21 protein-coding genes and 1 tRNA gene are annotated in these 18906 nt (G+C 52.7%); 9 read left to right on the forward strand and 13 right to left on the reverse strand.

The window, feature by feature from the left end:
- Positions 1 to 4: 4 nt before the first annotated feature.
- The gene (locus ATY02_RS02660) at positions 5 to 700 is read left to right on the forward strand and encodes a tetratricopeptide repeat protein (RefSeq protein ID WP_068580247.1); all 696 of its coding nucleotides are present in this window, start codon (positions 5 to 7) and stop codon (positions 698 to 700) included.
- A 70-nt stretch (positions 701 to 770) separates the two neighbouring features.
- Here ATY02_RS02660 and ATY02_RS02665 read toward each other — a convergent pair whose 3' ends face one another.
- The 6 genes from ATY02_RS02665 to ATY02_RS02690 form a co-directional block, all read right to left on the reverse strand.
- Positions 771 to 1901 (reverse strand): lysozyme inhibitor LprI family protein, encoded by a 1131-nt coding sequence (locus tag ATY02_RS02665; RefSeq protein WP_068580249.1) that lies wholly within the window; start codon positions 1899 to 1901, stop codon positions 771 to 773.
- Positions 1902 to 1933: 32 nt separating this feature from the next.
- Positions 1934 to 2320: a c-type cytochrome gene (locus ATY02_RS02670; RefSeq protein ID WP_068580251.1), complete on the reverse strand. Its 387-nt coding sequence runs from the start codon at positions 2318 to 2320 to the stop codon at positions 1934 to 1936.
- 391 nt (positions 2321 to 2711) lie between these two features.
- Complete coding sequence (locus ATY02_RS02675; protein WP_068580253.1) at positions 2712 to 3311, reverse strand: hypothetical protein; 600 nt, start codon at positions 3309 to 3311, stop codon at positions 2712 to 2714.
- The gene (locus ATY02_RS02680) at positions 3280 to 3840 is read right to left on the reverse strand and encodes a hypothetical protein (RefSeq protein WP_068580256.1); all 561 of its coding nucleotides are present in this window, start codon (positions 3838 to 3840) and stop codon (positions 3280 to 3282) included. Before ATY02_RS02680 ends, ATY02_RS02675 begins: the two co-directional genes overlap by 32 nt.
- Positions 3841 to 4004: 164 nt before the next feature.
- A complete protein-coding gene (locus ATY02_RS02685; protein WP_068580258.1) occupies positions 4005 to 4337 on the reverse strand; it encodes a hypothetical protein in 333 nt (110 codons plus the stop codon).
- Positions 4338 to 4473: 136 nt separating this feature from the next.
- Positions 4474 to 5457 (reverse strand): AraC family transcriptional regulator, encoded by a 984-nt coding sequence (locus ATY02_RS02690; RefSeq protein WP_068580275.1) that lies wholly within the window; start codon positions 5455 to 5457, stop codon positions 4474 to 4476.
- A 575-nt stretch (positions 5458 to 6032) separates the two neighbouring features.
- Here ATY02_RS02690 and ATY02_RS02695 point away from each other — a divergent pair.
- From ATY02_RS02695 to acpS, 7 genes are read left to right on the forward strand one after another with little or no spacing between them, the layout of a single operon-like run.
- Positions 6033 to 6347, forward strand: a complete 315-nt coding sequence (locus ATY02_RS02695) for a hypothetical protein (RefSeq protein ID WP_061434909.1) — start codon at positions 6033 to 6035, stop codon at positions 6345 to 6347.
- Positions 6344 to 6706, forward strand: a complete 363-nt coding sequence (locus tag ATY02_RS02700) for a helix-turn-helix domain-containing protein (RefSeq protein ID WP_061434911.1) — start codon at positions 6344 to 6346, stop codon at positions 6704 to 6706. Before ATY02_RS02695 ends, ATY02_RS02700 begins: the two co-directional genes overlap by 4 nt.
- Entirely contained in the window at positions 6706 to 7593 is an 888-nt protein-coding gene (locus ATY02_RS02705; RefSeq protein ID WP_164823619.1) for an ImmA/IrrE family metallo-endopeptidase, read from the forward strand. The genes ATY02_RS02700 and ATY02_RS02705 overlap by 1 nt, the downstream gene beginning before the upstream one ends.
- Positions 7586 to 8428, forward strand: coding sequence for a thymidylate synthase (locus ATY02_RS02710; protein ID WP_141698111.1), 843 nt, complete (start codon positions 7586 to 7588; stop codon positions 8426 to 8428). Before ATY02_RS02705 ends, ATY02_RS02710 begins: the two co-directional genes overlap by 8 nt.
- Positions 8425 to 9558 (forward strand): nucleotide kinase domain-containing protein, encoded by a 1134-nt coding sequence (locus ATY02_RS02715; RefSeq protein WP_228022250.1) that lies wholly within the window; start codon positions 8425 to 8427, stop codon positions 9556 to 9558. Before ATY02_RS02710 ends, ATY02_RS02715 begins: the two co-directional genes overlap by 4 nt.
- Before the next feature lie 9 nt (positions 9559 to 9567).
- Positions 9568 to 10455 (forward strand): nucleoside triphosphate pyrophosphohydrolase family protein, encoded by an 888-nt coding sequence (locus ATY02_RS02720; protein ID WP_061434913.1) that lies wholly within the window; start codon positions 9568 to 9570, stop codon positions 10453 to 10455.
- A gap of 33 nt (positions 10456 to 10488) precedes the next feature.
- Positions 10489 to 10899 (forward strand): holo-ACP synthase, encoded by a 411-nt coding sequence (acpS, locus tag ATY02_RS02725; protein ID WP_082781481.1) that lies wholly within the window; start codon positions 10489 to 10491, stop codon positions 10897 to 10899.
- Positions 10900 to 10933: 34 nt separating this feature from the next.
- On the opposite strand, the gene ATY02_RS02730 is transcribed toward acpS, so the two are convergent.
- From ATY02_RS02730 to ATY02_RS02765, 7 genes are all read right to left on the reverse strand, one after another.
- Positions 10934 to 11494, reverse strand: coding sequence for a hypothetical protein (locus tag ATY02_RS02730; protein ID WP_141698112.1), 561 nt, complete (start codon positions 11492 to 11494; stop codon positions 10934 to 10936).
- The gene (gene dgt, locus ATY02_RS02735; protein ID WP_082781482.1) at positions 11491 to 12984 is read right to left on the reverse strand and encodes a dGTPase; all 1494 of its coding nucleotides are present in this window, start codon (positions 12982 to 12984) and stop codon (positions 11491 to 11493) included. The genes ATY02_RS02730 and dgt overlap by 4 nt, the downstream gene beginning before the upstream one ends.
- A 103-nt stretch (positions 12985 to 13087) precedes the next feature.
- Complete coding sequence (locus ATY02_RS02740) at positions 13088 to 13456, reverse strand: hypothetical protein (RefSeq protein WP_068580260.1); 369 nt, start codon at positions 13454 to 13456, stop codon at positions 13088 to 13090.
- Positions 13453 to 14433, reverse strand: a complete 981-nt coding sequence (locus tag ATY02_RS02745; protein WP_061434917.1) for an integrase domain-containing protein — start codon at positions 14431 to 14433, stop codon at positions 13453 to 13455. The genes ATY02_RS02740 and ATY02_RS02745 overlap by 4 nt, the downstream gene beginning before the upstream one ends.
- 909 nt (positions 14434 to 15342) lie before the next feature.
- Positions 15343 to 16665 carry a tyrosine-type recombinase/integrase gene (locus ATY02_RS02755; RefSeq protein WP_061434919.1) on the reverse strand — a complete coding sequence of 441 codons (1323 nt, stop codon included), beginning with the start codon at positions 16663 to 16665 and terminating at the stop codon, positions 15343 to 15345.
- Between the two features lie 172 nt (positions 16666 to 16837).
- Positions 16838 to 16913 (reverse strand) — tRNA-Thr (locus ATY02_RS02760).
- A 130-nt stretch (positions 16914 to 17043) separates the two neighbouring features.
- Positions 17044 to 17835 carry an SDR family NAD(P)-dependent oxidoreductase gene (locus ATY02_RS02765; protein WP_068589586.1) on the reverse strand — a complete coding sequence of 264 codons (792 nt, stop codon included), beginning with the start codon at positions 17833 to 17835 and terminating at the stop codon, positions 17044 to 17046.
- Positions 17836 to 17963: 128 nt separating this feature from the next.
- On the opposite strand from ATY02_RS02765, the gene ATY02_RS02770 reads away from it, so the two are divergent.
- Complete coding sequence (locus ATY02_RS02770) at positions 17964 to 18860, forward strand: LysR substrate-binding domain-containing protein (protein ID WP_068589583.1); 897 nt, start codon at positions 17964 to 17966, stop codon at positions 18858 to 18860.
- The last annotated feature ends 46 nt before the right edge of the window (positions 18861 to 18906 follow it).

Consider the following 18906-nt stretch of genomic DNA (forward strand, 5'->3'; position numbering starts at 1 on the left):
CAACATGCCTACATCGATGGTTCGTGGAGCGCTCCTGCTCCTGGGTTCCCTGCTCCTCGCCGGGTGTGCCGGCCTGCAGAGCCAGGATCAGATCAACTACGCTCACTGCCGCCTGGTGGGCCAGGCCGCCAAGGCCGAGAAGTTCGACGTGGTGCTGCAAGAGGCCGACCTGTGCCTTGAGAAGAACCAGTTGTCCAAGCCCATGCAGAGCCTGGTCTACTGGCTCAAGTCCGATGCCTACGCCAATTTCAAGCGCTACCCGCAAGCCATCGCGGCCAAGGAAAAGTCCATCGAGCTGGACGGCACGCCCAATGCCCGTGCGGTGCTGGACCTGAGCCGCCTGTATCGTGAGGCCGGCAATCCGCAAAAGGCCCTGGAACTGGTGCAGTCCAACCTCGATGCCAACCTGGGCGAAGCCGGCAAGGGCGCCGGCTTCAACATGCCGACCTATTACCACCTGGGCCAGGCGCTCTACGACCTGGGGCAATACCGCGAGGCCGCCGAGGCCTACAGCGCTGGCCTGCAACGTCAGCCTGACTATGCCTGGGCGTTCTATCACCGGGGCCTTGCCTACGAAAAACTGGGTCTGGCCGACGATGCCCGCGGCGACTTCAGCTCGTTCGCCAAGCTGGTGGACCAGCAATACGTCGAACCCCAGCACCAGGCCAAGCTGGCCGAGTACAAGATCAGCCTGCCTTGAGGTGGATGCGGATCGCGCCATGAAAAAAGGCTCGTCATTGACGAGCCTTTTTTTGCCCTGGCGCCTGCCCTCAGTCGTCGTACTTGAAGGCGAACTTCAGCTGGTCCCCTTCCAGGTACACCACCGCCTCGCGGCCATGGATATCCACCGGGCGTGCCGAGACGGCATCGTGTTCGGGCACGATCTTGAACAGGGTCTTGTACTGCGTGTCGACTCGCCAGATACAGGCCCGCGGTCCTTCGTTATCGAAGTACATGATCGGGCGGGTGGCGCTCCAGGTCGGGTTGACGATGCTCCAGCCATCCTCGGTGTCGTTGTGCGCGGTGACATTCTCGCTGTAGGTATTGTGGCTCTGCTGGTCGTAGTCCAGGGACAGGCTGTAGTTATCCACATTCAGGTCCTGGCCCACCCGCGCCCGGGCATGGCGCAGGGTATTGGAGGGCGTCTGGTACGACTTCAGGCTGGCCTCGGGCGCGCTGCGTGAACCCAGGCGGTAGGTCATGCTTTGCTGCAGGTCGCCACCGATACGCTGGCGGTAGTACAGCAGCCCATTGTCGAACCCGGCGAAGCGCAGGCCCTGGTCATTGTTGCCCTGGGCGGCCCAGCCGGTGAAGGCGATGTCCCGGGCGATGGGATACAGGCCCGGCTGGTCATCGGCATATTCATACAAGGTCCCGACAAAGCCGCCTTGGTCCCGCTGGTACAGGCCGGTGAACAGCACCACGCGCAACACGCCATCGATCACCTGGGCGTCGACGATCTGCTTGTCACCCCGAGGGGGGACGGCAGGGAAGGCCGCCAACGGGAAGCGCTGCCAGTGCTCGGCTTCATCCAGACGGTACTGGCGCGTCGGGTCCATGGGCAGCAACTCGTTCTTGCTCGGAACCGGGGGGATTGGCAGCGGCGCGAGCATCTTCAACTGGGCTCGGTAGGCCCCCTCCAGGCAGTCGTCCGATGTGCAGGTATCGCGGACCTCGCGCAGCCAGCTCACTTGCAGCAGGCGAAACACCTGCAGGTGCTTGAGTCCGTTGTAGCGACGATTCAATTCATCGTCCTGGGCGGAGAGCTTCGGCGCGTTGCAGACCGCCTTCTCGACCGAGGTCGAGGACTTGGCACAGTCGAAGCCGGCGGCATTGGCGTGTGGCGCGAGCACGGCCAGTGCCAGGCCGGCGGTCGCCAGGGACAGCAGGGAAAGCTTCATCGAAACATCCTTGTGGGGGAAGCGAAACGGGATCAGGGATTAGGAAAGGTCTGTAGATAGGCCAGCAGGTTGTCGATTTTCTCTTCGTCGCTCAAGCCCCAGAAAATCATCCGGGTGCCGGGCACTACGCCCTTGGGATCTTGCAGGTACTGGGTGAGCTTGTCCCGGGTCCAGACGATGCCCGAGGACTTCATCGCTGTCGAATACTGGTAGTCCTGGGCGCTGCCGGCCGGGCGGTCGATGATGCCGTTGAGCTCTGGCCCGAACGAACTGCGCACCGAGGGCCCGATATTGTGGCAACCACTGCACAGGCGCTTGAACAGCTTGGCGCCGACTTCGGCATCGCCGGCCACAGCCGGGGCGCTGAACAGCATGGAGTGGAGCAACAGGGCGAGGATGGATGCTGCGATGGGTTTCATGGGGGGCCTGCGTGCAACTGGAATCGGCGGCTATTGGAGCATGAAGCGCATGCCTGGGGGGAGCCTGGCCCTGTAGGCACTCCCAACTCTTGGATGTTTAGGTTTTATGTGGATACAGCCCGTTAGAGTTTCACTGGGAAATACTAACCTTATTGATCACTCGCGTTATTTGATCTGGTAAGCGCAGCAGCGCTCGGTTGCTGGGATAGAGCCGGTGCGGGTATGGCTGTCTTTGTGATGCAGCAAGAAGGGGGATGCGCTCATCACCCATTCCTGCATTGGAAAGCGGTTTTGGTCTTGCCTGTAATGCAGCACGCTCGGCTGTTAAAACACTAACCAAATAATGTAAAAAAAACGGCGATGCGCATTTTATGCGCATCGCCTGTCAACATTAAGCAGCAGCCACTACAAAAGCGTTCAATTGATAATCCGCCACTACTTGCGCAAAGGCGGTGCGCGACTTTTGGGTTGCGGTGCCTAGATTCGAATCATAAACCTGCATTTGTGTGGCGCTAATGATGTAGATCCCAATGACATGCCTATCATTTCCCGCCCAAACTTTAGTGCCGGTTTTGTATGCTGAAAATTCTTTAGTGATCTGGGCCTCCGACTTAAAAGTTCCGTGTATCGCCTGTTCCGCCGCTTTTACTTGTGAGGCCAAACTATTGGATGCATCAATCACTTGCTGAGCCAACTGGATTTTGCCCGGATCGTCAAAACTGCTAATGTCGAACTTTGCCGGATGTTTGGCATCATTGAGCCAAGCGCTGGATAGCACAGCGCAGAACTGCCCTACATCTACCCAGTCACCTTTGGGAGCATTTGATTGAATGACGTAGACGACATCGGGCAGGCCCAATGTGTCTGGATTCAACCAAAGAAAAGGGTTAGGGGTTGTAATGCTGCCTACGGTAATAATATTAGCCATGATTTTTTCCTGCGCGTCATGATGAATGAGATCAAGGTTTCCAGCATGGCTGGCCTGCGGCATCCGCGATGTCATGCGCTGCCATGGTCAGGAAATACTCCTTTTTTTTTGCAGGGGTCGCTGCCGGCTTTTCCCAGTTAGCAAAAATAACGGTATAGGCCGCATCGTGGTTAACAACTTTCAGGCAGTTATAGGCAACCTGATCAAACTTGCTACCGGGGTCATCTGGGCGAGTATTGGTTCCCACGACCAGATTACCCTGAGTCCAGGCCAGTAATGATTGCCAGACTTCTACGGCCTCGGGGTTTTGCGGCGTATGCAGTCCGGCGACCAACTGCGGTACATTGTTCTTGAATGAGCCGAGATTGACAGTACGGGTACCGATAATGGCATTGATCAAGTCCGTTCTGTCTGCATCGCTGGTGAAGTTGTCGGTACCAAACTTGACCAGTTCTTCCCACGGAATAATATGGTGGCGCGACAAGCCACTGGCGATTTTATCATTAAAGGGATAGCTGGGACGGTCTGCTGCCATAGCAAAACTGCATGTAAAGCTAAATAACAAGGCGAAACAAAGCATTACTTTCTTCATGGTGAACTCCTTTCGTTATTAACACCGATGGCCGTGGCCTATCGATCAGGCAAACTCACTTTTGCTCGAATAGTCAAACTTATAAATCGACGGGTTCTGGTTTGGGAAACCTCCTTTGCCGCGCAGTAGTTCGTTGTTTGGTAGATAGAGTCTGGCGCTATAGTTCAGCCGGGTGTCGTAACCAGACAATTAACGACCTTTGCGTCGCAACCACCGAGCAGGTGGCGGATCGGATCGACCCTGCCTTTAGGGCCAAAGGCCTGGTCGTAGTCGGGAGGGGACGAACCCAGAACAGCCAGGGAATCACGCACTTGTATCTGGCTCGCCTGAGCCCGCCCCATATAAAGATCGGACTCGGCACGAGCAAAGTTATCGCCATCTACCCGCACCGTCGCGTCAGCGGATGACTGAGCGTGTGCATTGATAAAAGTGGCCAGCGTCAGGGCGACGATACAGGCCGTTGATAAATCGGGCATGTAGACCTCTAGCTCTTTCAAGTGGGCATTTCCTTTCAGACTTTATAAGAGCCCCCCTCTGGAAACTTGCCATTTGATGCCAAAAGCACAACCAGCAAGTACCGCGAAGTGCGCCATTGCAAGGTGCCCGATAGTGGGAGAGGGGCAGGCGAAGAGGTTAACGATCATCTTTCAAAAGCGCGCTGTAGCGCGATGGTGAACTTCCGGTCCAGCGTTTGAAGGCTCGGGTAAAGTGCGCTTGGTCACTGTAGCCAACCATGTAGGCAATCTCGGTTGCGCTGTACTTGCCGCTGGCAATCAGTTGTAGCGCTTCGCTGCGACGGGTTTTGTCCCGCAGCTCTTCGAAGTCAATGCCGCAGTATTTGAGGCGACGCTGTAGCGTGCGGGAAGACAAGCCGAGGTTTCTTGCTATGGCGGCAAGTGTGGATCGATCCTGATCCCCGATCCGTTCGATAAGCATGCCGGCGGCTTTCGCGGTCGACTTCAAGGCCTCGGTGACTTTCCAGGCGTCATCCCGGCCGAGCGGCAGAGAGATGTCGAGCAGCTCGCGATCGAATTCGATCATGTTGTGCTGCGCGTTCATGTGCAGATTCGGCCCCAGGTATTTCTCCAGCGCCTCATTTCCTCGTTGCCTCGGGTTTTGCAAATGCACACGGACGGCGCTTGGCTCACCGGACATGAGCGGTACTTTTCTTAGCAGCGCCAGAGTGCCGAGAATGACCTGCTTCGGATTCGCCCCGTGCTGTCCGGTGGATTGCCGGATCAGTTTCAGCGTACGGCCTTCGGTGACGATTCTTACGTCGCTTCCTTGATGCAGTAAGTTCGTATGGATCGCCGCCACTGCGCACGTCTGAGCGAGATTGGACGAACCCAGGATCAACTCGCCCCAGGCCCCGAGCGAGCGTACCTCGATCAAATGCCCCACCGTTGCCCCTGCGAAGGGGTCCTGTGTGAGCGTGGCCATTTCACTGGCTATATGAAAGCAGGTCGCTCGCGGCACCCAGGCATCCGGGTATTGAAAAACCTGCGGGGAAATACCGTAACGTCGAAAAAACTCCAGCGGCGATACCCCGTGCAGGCTCAAGTAGGGCGCGAGTTGCTGAAGAGTGCTGAGTTTGATGGAGGGCGTTGGGTGGGCCATGAGCGTTTGCACCTGCGTCAAAGGACCGTCCTGGTCCGCAGGGAAACACTAGCGCAAAACGTTTGACACAGCCGTACCGACGACCGTGCAGCAACCACAAGGGGCGAACCAGCAACAGTATCCGCGTGGTTTCAGACAGGGCGCGGCTTCACAGGTGAAGCCAGAGGCTTGCGTGGGGGCAGGGGCGGGGCTGAAGCTCTCGGGCACCGAGATCAAAACCGTGCTCAAGGCATTGGGACAGGATTTCTTGATCCTGGAAACGACAAAGCCCTCGCATCGCTGCGAGGGCTTTGTCTTATATGGTGCGGCACCAGGAGTCGAATTAAACACATAAATTATTGATAAATATTAATTTTTATTTTTTTAATCACATCGTCTACCTCTATTACTACCCTGATAGGGAGCAAAAAACATCGCTGTTACTACGGGTGGGTGAATCTCTGCGACGTTTCTTTGCGTCCTGTCACTGACCCTATTTCATCCAGCAAAAAAAAGTACAAGAGAAGGATCTTGTGAATTCTTAAAATGGTGGTAAGATTTTCTTACTAGCGGTAAGAATTTTAGGGAGATTCTGTATGAATGCTGACTTTGTGCGGGAAAAGCTCGTAGAGGTCCTCCAGCTCATCCAAGCCACAAGCGGGCTTGATTGTCCAAAGCTGGAAGGTACGACGAAGCCAACGGAAGCACTAGCTGAGTTTGACAGTAAAATCTGGCCTGTCGCTATCGGCATACTTGCATCGAAGCTTGATATTTCGATTGCCGATGACGTAAATATTTTCGCCCAGGAGAAAAGTTGTATCGCTCTGACTATAGATGAAACTGTGGCAGTAGTGATGAAGCTTGCTGAGGAGCAGTCTGGAGAGACTGTTAAGCAGGTTAAATTGAAATGATGGATACACAGCAGTCAAAGCGCGCTCTAATCGCAGATCGATTGCGGGAAGCCAGAAAAATGGCTGGCTTGTCGCAAGGGCAAGTCGCCAAATTGCTTAATATGCACAGGCCAACTGTATCTGAGATTGAAGCAGGTAATCGTAAGGTGTCTGCAGAAGAGTTAGGAGCGTTCGCAGAAACCTATGATGTCACTGTTCCGTGGCTGATGGGGGAGACACCTGAGCAGTTAGACATTGATGATCCTCGCCTGCAGCTCGCGGCAAGAGAACTGAGCAAACTTAAATCTGAGGATTTAGATAAATTGCTTAGGCTTTTAGCTTCGATGAGGGATTCAAATGATAAAACGGGAGACGCCTGATGAGTGCAGAGACAGGGCAAAAATCGTCTACCGTCCAGGCATTGGCAATGAAAGGCATGCAGGCATCAATTACTGCGAGAACTAAAGCAGGAATCGACCTAAAAAGTCCAATATGCATATATGACCTTTGTGAAAAATTAAAAGTAATAGTGCGTTTCAATGACATAAACATGGAGGGCATGTACGACCGAGAGCCAAAGCCGAGAATTCACCTCTCATCCTTGAGGCCTTTGGCTCGCAGAGCTTTTACATGTGCGCATGAGCTTGGGCACCATATCTTTGGACACGGCTCAACGATAGACGAACTTAATGATAGCCAGTTGAGTAGTGCAAGCCGTCCACCAGAAGAAGTACTTGCAGATGCGTTCGGAGCATTTGTTCTAATGCCGACACTGGGGGTAAAAGAAGCATTTCATTTAAGAAACTTAGATCCTAATAAAGCTAGTCCTTTGGAGCTTTTTGCCATCGCATGTAGTTTTGGGGTGGGGCAAGCAACGCTTGTCAATCACTTAGCTTATGCGCTGAAACTGATAAACCCGGTTCGACGAGATCAATTGGGAAAAGTTACTCCTAAAGCAATCAGATCAGAAATACTGGGCGAAGTAGTATCTGAGCCCCTTACAATCGTGGATCACCATTGGCTTTCCCCGACGCTCGACATGGAAGAGGGCGCACTCGTTTTGTTACCGGCTGGCGTCGCATTAGATATCACCGTATTGATGCCAGAGAAGGAGCTTGCGAGTGGTAGGCTATTCAGAGCAACGAAAACTGGTATCACGAGAGTAGTACTACCGGGTACATCTTGGGCGCTTTATGTAAGGGTCTCTCGCAAAAGATATGTTGGCTTAGCTCGGTTTCGCCATTTGGAGGATGCATCTGATGACTAAACGAATTGCTGTTGTGGACGGACCATTGCTGATAAATGAGGATAGCCTTTCAAAGGCTTGGGCCAAGGCTATCTTGCATGTAATTGGGCATACCGGTCATGAGATCGCACCTTTAGTACTAAGCTTCACTGGTTTCGATGAGACAGGTAAAGCGAACGAGCATGCTGGCGTGAGAGCTGCCCTGGATCAATTGTTGAGCGCAAATGATCACAGATCTGTGTCTGATGTAGCTCATACTATTTTTCCACAGCGTATTTGGCAAATCGCACAGGGCAATCGAGCCTATTTTTACTCGTTGTATCAAGATGTGTTCCCCAGGTATCGAGCGATGAATGCAAAGGGGAATCGACGCGGTCTGTATTTTGAACGACTTATAGATTACAAACGCGGTCCAAATGACGGCAATCAGTTGGAATGGATACTCTCTCAGTATAATGGCAGAGCTGGAGTGAGGAGGTCGATGTTTCAAGCCAGCATATTCGATCCTGAGAGAGACCATATAGCGGATGCACAGCTTCAGTTTCCATGCATGCAACAAATCAGCTTTGAGCCTACTAAAGATGGATTGGTTGTAAATGCTTTCTATGCAACGCAGCAGTTATTTGTCAAGGCGTATGGCAACTATTTGGGGATTGCTCAGCTAGGTGCGTTTATGGCCAATGAAATGAACATGAAGTTGAGCCGAGTAAATGTCATTGTTGGTGTGGCTAAGCTCGAGAGAATAACAAAGACCAATGAAGCGTTAGATCCGTTAATAGCGGAATGTAAGAAATGTATTGAGGGCGAACTATTAGAGTCTGATGTGAGAGCTTCTGAAGTCGGGGCTGTGGCGTGAAGAGGGGTGAAAATGTTCGGTTGGACTTCGGTTCGGAAAAAGAAGCTAGTATTTCTGTACCGTCGAAAAAAGTGATTTCTCATCTGCTACCAATAAAAATAACAGAGGCATATGATACATATTGGAAATTCGCAGTTGAAAGACAGAATATTTTCTTTCGACGTCTAGAAAGTAGCCCCAAACCTTGGACAGTAGACCCCATTTTATCTGTTCATAAATTTACCAATGCGTATCGTGCATCCGATAGAGTAAGTCAATATTTAATAAGAAACGTTATCTATAGAAAGGATCTTCCGAGTTCTGTAAATGAAGTTTTTTTCAGGGTAATGCTTTTTAAGATTTTTAACAAAATTGAAACGTGGCAGCTCTTAGAAAATGCCTTTGGTTTGATAACGTATGAGGATTATAGTTTTAATTCTTACGACCGTATTTTGAGTCAGGCAATGGCTTCTGGGAGGCGCATATATTCGGCCGCATATATTATGCCTCCGGGAAGTTCGGCTTTTGGGCATTCGGCGAAACATCAGAATCACCTGAAGCTATTGGAAATGATGATGTCCGATGAGTTGGCAAGTAAACTTGCGAGCTTACACAAAATGCAGCCAGCCTTCGAACTTTTTAAAAGCTACCCTACGATTGGGGATTTTCTTGCCTATCAGTTTGTTACGGATGTCAACTACAGCGAAATAACTGATTTTACAGAAATGGATTTTGTTATACCTGGCCCCGGCGCCCGAGACGGATTACGGAAGTGTTTTGAATACACGGCAGGACTCAATGAGGCTGAGTTGATCCGGCTAATGGTTGATAATCAAGAGCTTGAGTTTGAAAGATTGGGTCTAGAGTTCAATTCTTTATGGGGAAGGAGATTGCAGTTAATTGATTGTCAGAACCTTTTTTGTGAAGTGGATAAGTATTCTAGAGTTGCTCATCCAGATATAAGTGGGATATCGGGGAGGACTAAAATTAAGCAGAAATTTACTCCAACAGGCCCCATAGAGTTTCCTTGGTACCCTCCAAAATGGAAGTTGAACAACAAGATTGCTGAAGATGCTGTGGCTCGCCACGGGGTCGATATTAAAGAGCTGTCTGAAGATGAAGAGTTTCGCCAGACCAAAATGATACTATAGGAGCGTTTTATGGAACTTAATGCTTATCAGCAACAAGCGCAATTCACTGATCAAGTAGCTCTGCGAGGTAACAGCGCACTTGATTCGAATGTTATTGTACCGCTTCTCGGTCTTGCCGGTGAGACTGGTGAGTTATTAAGTGAATATAAAAAGCACCTACGGGATGGTAAGTCACACTTGTTATTCAAGGATCGGGTAGCTGAGGAACTGGGTGACTTACTTTGGTATGTTGCAAACGTCGCAGAAAAATTTGATCTTAAACTCGAAGAAATTGCTCAAAAAAACCTGCACAAAACTTTGGGCCGCTGGGGGGCACCAGGCTCACTTTTGACTAATTTTGATTCTGGGTATGAACATGGTGAAAGCTTTCCTAGAAAGTTTGAAGTCGAACTTCGCGAAGTCTCCGCTGAGGGGGGCACTAAGATTCGTACTTTTATTGATGGGGTCAAGATTGGCGATGATTTGACTGATAATGCTGATGACGCTGACGGATATAGATTTCATGATGTCTTTCATTTGAGTTATGTTGCGATTCTTGGATGGTCTCCCGTGATTCGTAAGCTACTTGGACGGAAACGGAAGAGTATTTCGAAAGTAGATGAAGTGCAAGATGGCGGGCGGGCTCAGGTTATTGATGAGGCCGTTGCTGCGTTGGTTTTCGATTATGCTAAGGAACATAATTGGCTTGAAGGTGTGGGTGATATTGACTACAAGTTACTTCGCACTATTAAAGGTATTACTTCTCTGTTGGAAGTAAAACAACGGACGATGGGAGAGTGGCAGAGAGCCATTTTAACTGGGTTTGATGTTTGGAGAAAGGTTTTGGCTAACTCCGGAGGCTTGATTGTTGTGGATCTAGATAGTAAGTTGCTGAGCTACGTTGAGGCTGATGAGTGATTGATTGTTAATTCGAATTCAAAGGAGTGTCCGATGAAGATGCCAATGGCGGCAGGTTATCTAAAAGGTCACGGTGTCGATATTGTAGACATTGATCGTTTTTCAGTATTGCTAAATGTTGAATTCGAACCTTTTCTTAGTCGATATTTTACAAGTGTTGAGTTGAATTCGATAATTGGAAGCTCTTCTGGTTTAGAGAAATTGGCTGGAAAATTTGCTGTAAAGGAATCCGTATTAAAAGCTCTGGGAGTGGGGTGGGGTAATGGAATCTCATTCGTCGATGTCGAAGTTTATAATCACGACAGCGGCGCTCCCGCCGTCAGGCTTTTCAGGCGGTTAGCGGAGCTAGAGACTGAAATGAATATCACGGGATGGCTCGTAAGCTGTACTCATACAAGGACTATCTCTATGGCTAGTGTTGTAGCTGTAGGAGCCAATCCTTAGTATGGATTTGAATTATCTTAATGCTATGTGTGATTTATATTATTCGAGTCGGCGATTTCAGATATTGCTGGGTATTTTTACTCCAACGTAGTGCGGCATATCCAGCTATTAGGCGGTGCCCTATCCAGCGAGTATCAACTATTGAGATAGTCCCTGGAGCGCTGGCAAGGAGTAATAACCCCATAAATTTTATCCACTCGTCATGGGTGAGTAACTTTTCGCCATATCCGTGATATGAACGACCACTTTCATAGATGTTAAATTTTAGATTTGAGTGTTTTTCAATCCAACTCAAGTTCTCTTCGGATGGTTTGGTTGGTTGTGAAAAGTCGATCATTGGTATATGTAATTTTTTGTTCTTATTTATTAGTTCTGAGTGTAATGCTAGCTCGGAGTCGCTAGGTAAAGCTTCTAGTTGTTTATTGAGCCAAGCTGGTGTTAAATCTTTAGCTCTAATGGGGATTATTATGCGCGCATCGTCTACCTGCTGTGGGCAATACTGATAAATTGACACGTGTGCGGTCCACTCCCCCTTCAGTTCATTAAGCCAAAGGGGTGTCATTTCAATTGGATGCGACTCCAAGATGGAACTCATATGTTGTTTGCTCCGCCACCGTATAAGCGCCGATATGTTACTATTGCAAAATCATCCGTCATTCCTGACAGGTAATCCACAATCAAGTGCGCTCTTGCTATCCATTCAAGTAGCTCGAATCGTTTTTTTGAATTTTTAGTTTTCCGTATTTCAAGCAATGTATGCTCGTATACTTTTATGTGCTTGCGAGGTAGAAAACTTTGTAGCGTTGAAGCTAATGCCGAGCCTGTAGCCTTGGGTTGTACTTTATTGATTAAAAGCTGTTCTGCATCATTGCTGGATAGGTCAAGCAAAAGGCCAAATCTATCTAGGATGCCGGTAACTACTTGAAAGCCGACAAGCTCTCTTTCCCTGATAACGGCACTGGAGTATAGATATTCTTTCGAGAACTTTCTGATGATATCTAGCAGTGCTTTAGCAGCTTTTGATTTATCAAGAAGTGAGAAATATTCACCCGCCTCTATTTTAGCATGATGTCTTATATATAGCTGGCATGAACGGTCAACCAAAACATTTGTCACAGTGGTTCGGAAGGCGGTAAACCATGCAGGATCTTCGGAGTGTTCCAGTGGCAATGAGTTGAGAATTTCCATTGCAATTCTATTTTTATTGAGCTCTCCTAAGCCGGTCCGTAACGCAAATACAACATCATAGCATCTGACAATGTTCTTTTCTAATGCATCCTCAATGTCGCTTAAGCAATATGATATGTCATCCGCAGCTTCCATTATGTATGACAACGGATGCCTGGACATCGTATTTATACTTAATTTGCTTTGTAATTCTGAAAGTATTTTTTTCTCACTATGGAATACTCCTGATTTTTTCACAGTTTTACCATTTTGGACCTCGCCAATACGTTCAGGGGTCCATGGGTACTTTAGTGTTGCAGATAATTGTGAGTAAGTTAGATTGTAGCCAAATTCATCTTTGTTCCATTGCAACCTTGTTGCCATCCGGAAACCTTGGGGGTTGCCGTCAAAATATGTAAAGTCCTGGTACAGTTGGGTGAATTCAGAATGATGATATTTAGAGAATTTTTCTTTGTTTTTTTCGATTCTAGCAGCAAACCACTCTTGGATTGACGCCTCTCCGAAGTGCCCAAACGGTGGGTTTCCCAGGTCGTGCATCAAGCATGAAACTTCGACAAACGAGATGAAGGCGTTGGTTCTATAAAGGGTCTCTATGTTATTTTTTTCTCCGAGCATCCCTTTTTCGAATAGCTGCTCTGAAATCTTTTCCGCTAGGTAACGTCCAATTGATGCTACCTCTAGGGAGTGTGTAAGTCTCGTTCGTACCGATGCGTTCCACTCTTGTGGAAAGGCTTGAGTTTTGGATTGAAGCCTGCGAAATGCTGCAGAAAATAATACTCGCCCCCGGTCACTCGCTGCCTGCATCGCGAGATTTCTACCAGAAGGGCCAGCAGAGTCGCGTCTGCGAATATCCGTAAGCATAGAGAGATAAAACTGAGATATTCGTGATTCGCTCATGACAATCCTTATCTGATATTCGCTGACGAGCCTTGCCACTGCTAAGTCGGTTTTGGGCGCTACGCCCAAAGGTGGCCTTTGGGTTCACCTTATCCGTTTGATTTCAAGGACACAAAGGTTTCAGGGGGGCTCGTCTGTGGGTGATCGCCGTTGCCGTATTGTCTTGCCCGATGAGGTTAGCTCGGGTCTTTCTCAAAAAATGCTTCCATGATTCGTATTTCTGAATCCGCCTGCTGATGATGCAAGCCGTCAGCGAGTAATAGTACTGAGTGGAGGCGGACTTTTCCTGGAGAAAAACCTCTAGAAACCAAAGGACGTGTTTCATCTGCCAGCTCCATGGCGTTTTGCGTTGCCAGCGCTGCTCGATGGCCATCTGCATTACTCGTGCTTGCCTGACGTGGCGGCGTTGAGAGGCGGGCGCGCCTTTCAGGGTACCGCTCAGAAACAACTCCATATCGAATGCCTTACTCATGCTCGGCCACCAATGTAAGCCGACACCACGTCGATACGACCGTGTCCCAGCTCATAGCTGATTTGTGCTCGGGCTTCCTGATCGAGGTGATGATCAAGTTGGTAGCAATTGCCACCGTTGATGGGGGCAGGATGCTGTGTGATTTGCTCATAGCGTTCGCACGCATAGGTCGCCCGCAATTCGTGGAAGCCCTTGAGGTTGTGCGTATGGAGAATCTCCCGTGCGGGGCGAACGATTACCTGTTGGAAATCGAGGTAGCGTTCATTTGCTGCAAGCAGGTTGCGGCTACCATGGGGCGAGACTTGAAGGGCGAATGCCAGTGCGTCGCGGATGTGCTCATCCACCGTTATCCACCGAGGGGCCGAGGCTCCCGAGCGGCCACCTTTGGTGCCGTCCTGGATGTTGATCCTCCCGAGTTGCTCGGCTTCCCGTTGCAGTCGAGGAAGGTCGGCCAAAATGGCCTCGCGTAAGCGCATTCCGGCGGCTCGCACCAAGTGCACGATGGCGGCAGCGCGTTGCATTTGGTGTTCGCGGAGTACGTCCACGATCCGTTTCACATGTTCGCGATCTTGGCCTTGCGGTACCGATTGACGAACACTGATGCGCCGCATTCCCAACGCCTTGCTCGGACTCACGACCTTCACATACTGATCACCTCGAAGCGCAGCCATGGTCCGGTTCACGCTGGACAATCGGTTTTGCGCGGTGGCGATGCCTATAGCGCCTTGTTCAACTTGCTGACGCAGATATCCGGCGTATTCCAGCAGGGTCTGCCGATCAATTTGTCGCGCATCGTTAATTCCTGGTCCATCCTCCGACCGACACCACCGAACAAACGTCTGCCAGCGATCACTGTGCGCTTTAACGGTCCCATAGTGTCCGCCGCCGAACATGTCTTTCAGCGCTTGCAGCCCGGCATAGCTCAGTTGCCGACCATAGCCAAAATTCCGCCCGTCCCGTCTACCTACCAGTGCCATGATCAAACTCCTCTCGAAGCCAAACCTTTAAGACTTTCCCCACGTCATCCCGCCAAGGATGTTGAGTGTTATCAGGGATCAAGGCCCCTGCGACCTGTGAGGGTTGTCCACTAACGCGGGACTGGCGGCTCTTTACGACCGGGAGCTTGGGCATCTCATGATCTGGCCTCCTGAACACTTCCGAGGAAGTGGGCGGGTGGGGGCTGCATCGGCTGACGAAACCAACGCCGCGAGATCCTGAGTCAGGTAAAAGCAGTGATGCGATGACCGGGGCATGCCTGACTGTCAGTCAGGTGCAGTCCGTTCCTTGGGCTGCGGCACCATCATCTGCATCGCTGTTGCTGGTGACTTCGGTGTTTGTCACGCCGATTGTCACGAGGGGGAATGCCGCAAAGCCTTGTACGAGGTGGCCTGCAGCAGTGGTAGGAGCGCCCGTCTCTTTCCAGAAGAAAGAGACGGGCGCAGGTTGGCGCAAGGAATGGCCAAGCGGATAGGTTGCTGCAGGGCAGCTATGCAAGGGGATGAGTTGCCGCAGTGGGCACACTGGTAAAAGTAGGCATCCATCACATCGCTGTGACCGTGCGAGCCGCCGGACGCTAATCGCACTTTGGGAGAACCACCATCGTGTGGCGTAGCCTTAAAGGTACTGGCTACCTGGGTTGCTGTCGACGACAGCGCTTTGCCCGGTCTTTTCTACGCCTGTGGATAATTCGGGTCAAGGCTCGAATTTTCGGGAGTTCTGCGGCTGTGGATGAAATTATCCACCGGTGGAAATCAGTGGTTTTCCATAGACAGTTGTGTGGGCTTCAGATTTTTTAAGTGAGGTCCATCCAAGCAGGGCGGCTTTGCAGCCCTGTTTGGATGGACCCGCGTGGACAAGCGGATCACTGAGATATAAAGACCGAGCGCTTACTCAGTTGCGCCACGTTTTGCTTTTAAGCGAGTGACGTTCGGTCCGGTCTGGTTCGCGAATTCGTGTGGAGTGACATGCTCCTGCCGGTTGGCCTCCAGGTACCGGCTCCACCAGTTCATGATCAGCCTTCGCTCCTCGATGAACTCGGCCTTGTGGATGTAAGCGGCGCGGACGTTGTTGCGCTCCTTGTGGCTCATCTGCCGTTCAATGGCTGTCTCCGACCACAATCCTGACTCGATCAGTGCGCTACAGGCCATCGAACGAAATCCATGCCCGCAGATATCGGTTTTGGTGTCGTATCCCATCGTCCGAAGCGCGTTGTTTACGGTATTTTCAGACATGGGCTTCCAGGGTTTGGCATCCCCTGCGAAGACCAATGCGAATTTGCCTGTGAGTGCATGGATTTTTTCGAGTAGCGCCACTGCTTGCGGCGATAAGGGTACTAAATGGATATCCCCTGCCATCTTCGTACCCCTTGTGGAAAAGGGTACTCCTTCCAGCGCGGGGCGAGTGTCCGGTATCTCCCAGGTGCCGCGCTTGAGGTCGAACTCGCTCCAGCGTGCGAAACGCAGCTCGCTGGATCGTACAAACACATGCAGCGACAGCATCACCGTCAGACGGGTAAGTGCCCGGCCTTTATAAGTGTCGATCCGCTCCTGCAGTTCCGGCAGTCGCGATAAGGGTAGAGCGGGGCGATGCACCACCCGCGGGGCCTTGATCGAGCCTTCGAGGTCGTAAGCAGGGTTTATGGTGATAAGCCGGAGGCGCTTTGCCTCGCGCATGATGCTCTGCAGGTAGTTTTGTACCCTTAAAGCAACGTCTATCGTTCCGCGCTTCTTGATCGCTTCCAAGGGCTGCATAAGGTCATGGGTGTCGAGATCAACAATGGCGCGTGCGCCGATCAGCGGGAATACGTGGGTTTTGAGGCGGCTCATCACTGTCTTGGAATGGCCTGGTGCCCACTTGGCCGACATTTCCGTATGCCAGTCGAGCGCAACGCTTTCAAAGGTTCTGCCTTTGATTACGGCTTCCGCCTTAGCTTGGTGTTTGGTCTCTATAGGATCAACGCCATCCGCCAGCATTCGCTTGACTTCCAAGCGCTTGCGGCGCGCATCGGCGAGGCCAATGGCGGGGTAGTTGCCGAACGAGGTCAGTCCTTCCCGTCCGTCAGGTTTGACGTAACGGAGCCGCCAGCCTTTGCGGCCATTGGGTTGGACTAGGAGATAGAGGCCATCGCCGTCGAAAAGCTTGTAGGCGCGGTCTGTAGGTTTTGCCAAGCGGCAAGCTGCGTCGGAGAGCGGAGCTGTGGTGCGCGACATAAGGGTACTCCCTTTTATCGAAGTGACCTGTATCCCAAACTCTACCCTTAAAACGGCTGGAATCCACCAGATTTTGACGTAACCCGACAGAACCCCAAAACGAAAAAACCCGCCAGAAGGCGGGTTTTTCGGGGGTTCCAGAGATTTTGAAAGCCTTCTCTGGAACCTTGTGTGGTGCCGGCACCAGGAGTCGAACCCGGGACCTACTGATTACAAGTCAGTTGCTCTACCAACTGAGCTATACCGGCGTGTTAGGGCGACGATTATAGCGATTGGCGGGGTTCTGTAAACCCCTGAAATCTGACTATTTTTGCGTAGGTCCCAGGGGAGGGCAGGGACCTGCGCTCCAGGATCGAGCGCGGATGCCCTGCCGCCCGGTCAGATCGCCAGGCTGTCCACTACGCCGCCGTCCACGCGCAGGGCCGCGCCGGTGGTGGCCGAGGAGAATGGCGAGGCGATGTAGGTCACCAGGGAGGCCACCTCCTCGACTTCGGCCACGCGCTGGATGATCGAGCTGGGGCGCTCGCGGCGTACGAAGGCGTCGGCTTCTTCCCGCGGGCTGCGGCCGGACTGGCGCACCGCGTCGGCCACCAGGTTGGCCACGCCTTCGGTGAAGGTCGGGCCCGGCAGGATCGCGTTCACGGTCACGCCGGTGCCGGCCAGGCGCTTGGCCAGGCCATGGGAGACGGCCAGGTTGGCGGCCTTGGTGACCCCGTAGTTGATCATCTGCGCCGGGATGGCGACGCCCGATTCCGAGGACAGGAAGATCACCCGGCCCCAGCCGCGCTCGACCATGCCCGGGGTGTAGTGGCGGGACAGGCGCACGCCGGAGAGCACATTGATTTCGTAGAAATCCATCCATTGCTGGTCGTCGGTGTCGAAGAAGTCGACATCGTTGTAGATGCCCAGGTTGTTCACCAGGATGTCGGCCTGGGGCTCGGCGGCGAACAGGACATCGGCGCCGGCCGCGGTGCCCAGGTCCGCGACCACGCCGCGGGCGCTGCCGTTGCTGGCGTGGATGCCGGCGACGGCTTCTGCCACCGAGGCCGCGTTGCGGCCGACGATGACCACGCTGGCGCCGGAGGCCGCCAGGCTACGGGCGATGCCCAGGCCGATGCCGCCGGTGGAGCCACTGATGATGGCGGTCTTGCCGCCCAGATCGATTTGCATGTTCGGATTCCTCATCTTGGGGGGCACAAGACCTGTGCCGGTGATCGATTCGAGATGGCGCCATCCTATTGAACGCCAGTAAGATCGTATATGACTTAATTGGTCATACTTGAGTCCCTGAGGGTCATATGCTGGATCTTAGACAATTGCGTTATTTCGTTGCCGTCGCCGAAGTCGAGCACGTCGGCAAGGCGGCCGAGCAACTGCACATCTCCCAATCGCCGCTGAGCCGGCAGATCGCCCAGCTGGAAGAACGCCTCGGCCTGCAACTGTTCGAGCGTAGCCAACAACGCCTGCGCCTGACGTCCGACGGTCGCACCTTCCTCCACGAGACCCGGGCCCTGCTCAAGCATGCCGAGCGCCTGGAATCCCTGGGCCGGCGCCTGGGGCGTGGCGAGACGGGTGGGTTGTGCATCGGCTACGTCAGCCATGCGATCCATGCCGGAGTGCTGCCCGGTGCCTTGCGCCATGTGCGCGAGGAGCGCCCAGGTATCCATATCGCGCTGTACAACCTGTCGGCCCAGGAGCAGTTCGAAGGGCTGCGCCAACGCAGCCTGGACATCGCCCTGGTCTGCGAACCGCCGGCCACCGACGATCCGGAGCTTTTGGCCGCCCGGGTGTTCGACGACCCGTTGCGCCTGGCCTTGCCCTTGGGGCATCCCCTGGCGGACAAGCCCAGCATCGAACCGGCCGACCTGCACGAGCAGGACTGGATCATGGTCGAGGGCCAGTTGCAGCCCAGCCGGCGCGAGCGCTTCCTGGCCAGTTGCGTGGCCGCGGGCTTCACCCCGCAGATCCGCCTGGAAGCCGCCGAGCCGCTGAGCGCCCTGGGCCTGGTATCCGCCGGCCTGGGCCTGGCGCTGATCCAGCAGAGCATCAATGGTGAAGGCAACCCGAACGTGGTCCTGCGCGAGCTGCCCTGGTTGCAGCAGAGCACCGGCCTGTGGGCGGCCTGGCACCGTGTCGACCTGCGGCCGATCGTTGGGGATTTCCGCGAGATGGTGCTGGCGGGGGCGGCAAGCTGAAATTGGAGGGACCTGGATGGGGGCGGGAAGCGGTCCTAGAGCGATT

It is taken from the genome of Pseudomonas sp. BIOMIG1BAC, from assembly GCF_001705995.2.
Taxonomy (GTDB): Bacteria; Pseudomonadota; Gammaproteobacteria; order Pseudomonadales; family Pseudomonadaceae; genus Aquipseudomonas; species Aquipseudomonas sessilinigenes.

Excerpts from the sequence above, each read along its gene's own strand:
- ATY02_RS02660 (WP_068580247.1), top strand. The coding sequence starts at position 5 with ATGCCTACATCGATGGTTCGTGGAGCGCTCCTGCTCCTGGGTTCCCTG.
- ATY02_RS02665 (WP_068580249.1), bottom strand. The coding sequence starts at position 1,901 with ATGAAGCTTTCCCTGCTGTCCCTGGCGACCGCCGGCCTGGCACTGGCC.
- ATY02_RS02670 (WP_068580251.1), bottom strand. The coding sequence starts at position 2,320 with ATGAAACCCATCGCAGCATCCATCCTCGCCCTGTTGCTCCACTCCATG.
- ATY02_RS02675 (WP_068580253.1), bottom strand. The coding sequence starts at position 3,311 with ATGCCGCAGGCCAGCCATGCTGGAAACCTTGATCTCATTCATCATGAC.
- ATY02_RS02680 (WP_068580256.1), bottom strand. The coding sequence starts at position 3,840 with ATGAAGAAAGTAATGCTTTGTTTCGCCTTGTTATTTAGCTTTACATGC.
- ATY02_RS02690 (WP_068580275.1), bottom strand. The coding sequence starts at position 5,457 with ATGGCCCACCCAACGCCCTCCATCAAACTCAGCACTCTTCAGCAACTC.
- ATY02_RS02695 (WP_061434909.1), top strand. The coding sequence starts at position 6,033 with ATGAATGCTGACTTTGTGCGGGAAAAGCTCGTAGAGGTCCTCCAGCTC.
- ATY02_RS02700 (WP_061434911.1), top strand. The coding sequence starts at position 6,344 with ATGATGGATACACAGCAGTCAAAGCGCGCTCTAATCGCAGATCGATTG.
- ATY02_RS02705 (WP_164823619.1), top strand. The coding sequence starts at position 6,706 with ATGAGTGCAGAGACAGGGCAAAAATCGTCTACCGTCCAGGCATTGGCA.
- ATY02_RS02710 (WP_141698111.1), top strand. The coding sequence starts at position 7,586 with ATGACTAAACGAATTGCTGTTGTGGACGGACCATTGCTGATAAATGAG.
- ATY02_RS02720 (WP_061434913.1), top strand. The coding sequence starts at position 9,568 with ATGGAACTTAATGCTTATCAGCAACAAGCGCAATTCACTGATCAAGTA.
- acpS (WP_082781481.1), top strand. The coding sequence starts at position 10,489 with ATGAAGATGCCAATGGCGGCAGGTTATCTAAAAGGTCACGGTGTCGAT.
- ATY02_RS02730 (WP_141698112.1), bottom strand. The coding sequence starts at position 11,494 with ATGAGTTCCATCTTGGAGTCGCATCCAATTGAAATGACACCCCTTTGG.
- dgt (WP_082781482.1), bottom strand. The coding sequence starts at position 12,984 with ATGAGCGAATCACGAATATCTCAGTTTTATCTCTCTATGCTTACGGAT.
- ATY02_RS02740 (WP_068580260.1), bottom strand. The coding sequence starts at position 13,456 with ATGAGTAAGGCATTCGATATGGAGTTGTTTCTGAGCGGTACCCTGAAA.
- ATY02_RS02745 (WP_061434917.1), bottom strand. The coding sequence starts at position 14,433 with ATGGCACTGGTAGGTAGACGGGACGGGCGGAATTTTGGCTATGGTCGG.
- ATY02_RS02755 (WP_061434919.1), bottom strand. The coding sequence starts at position 16,665 with ATGTCGCGCACCACAGCTCCGCTCTCCGACGCAGCTTGCCGCTTGGCA.
- ATY02_RS02765 (WP_068589586.1), bottom strand. The coding sequence starts at position 17,835 with ATGCAAATCGATCTGGGCGGCAAGACCGCCATCATCAGTGGCTCCACC.
- ATY02_RS02770 (WP_068589583.1), top strand. The coding sequence starts at position 17,964 with ATGCTGGATCTTAGACAATTGCGTTATTTCGTTGCCGTCGCCGAAGTC.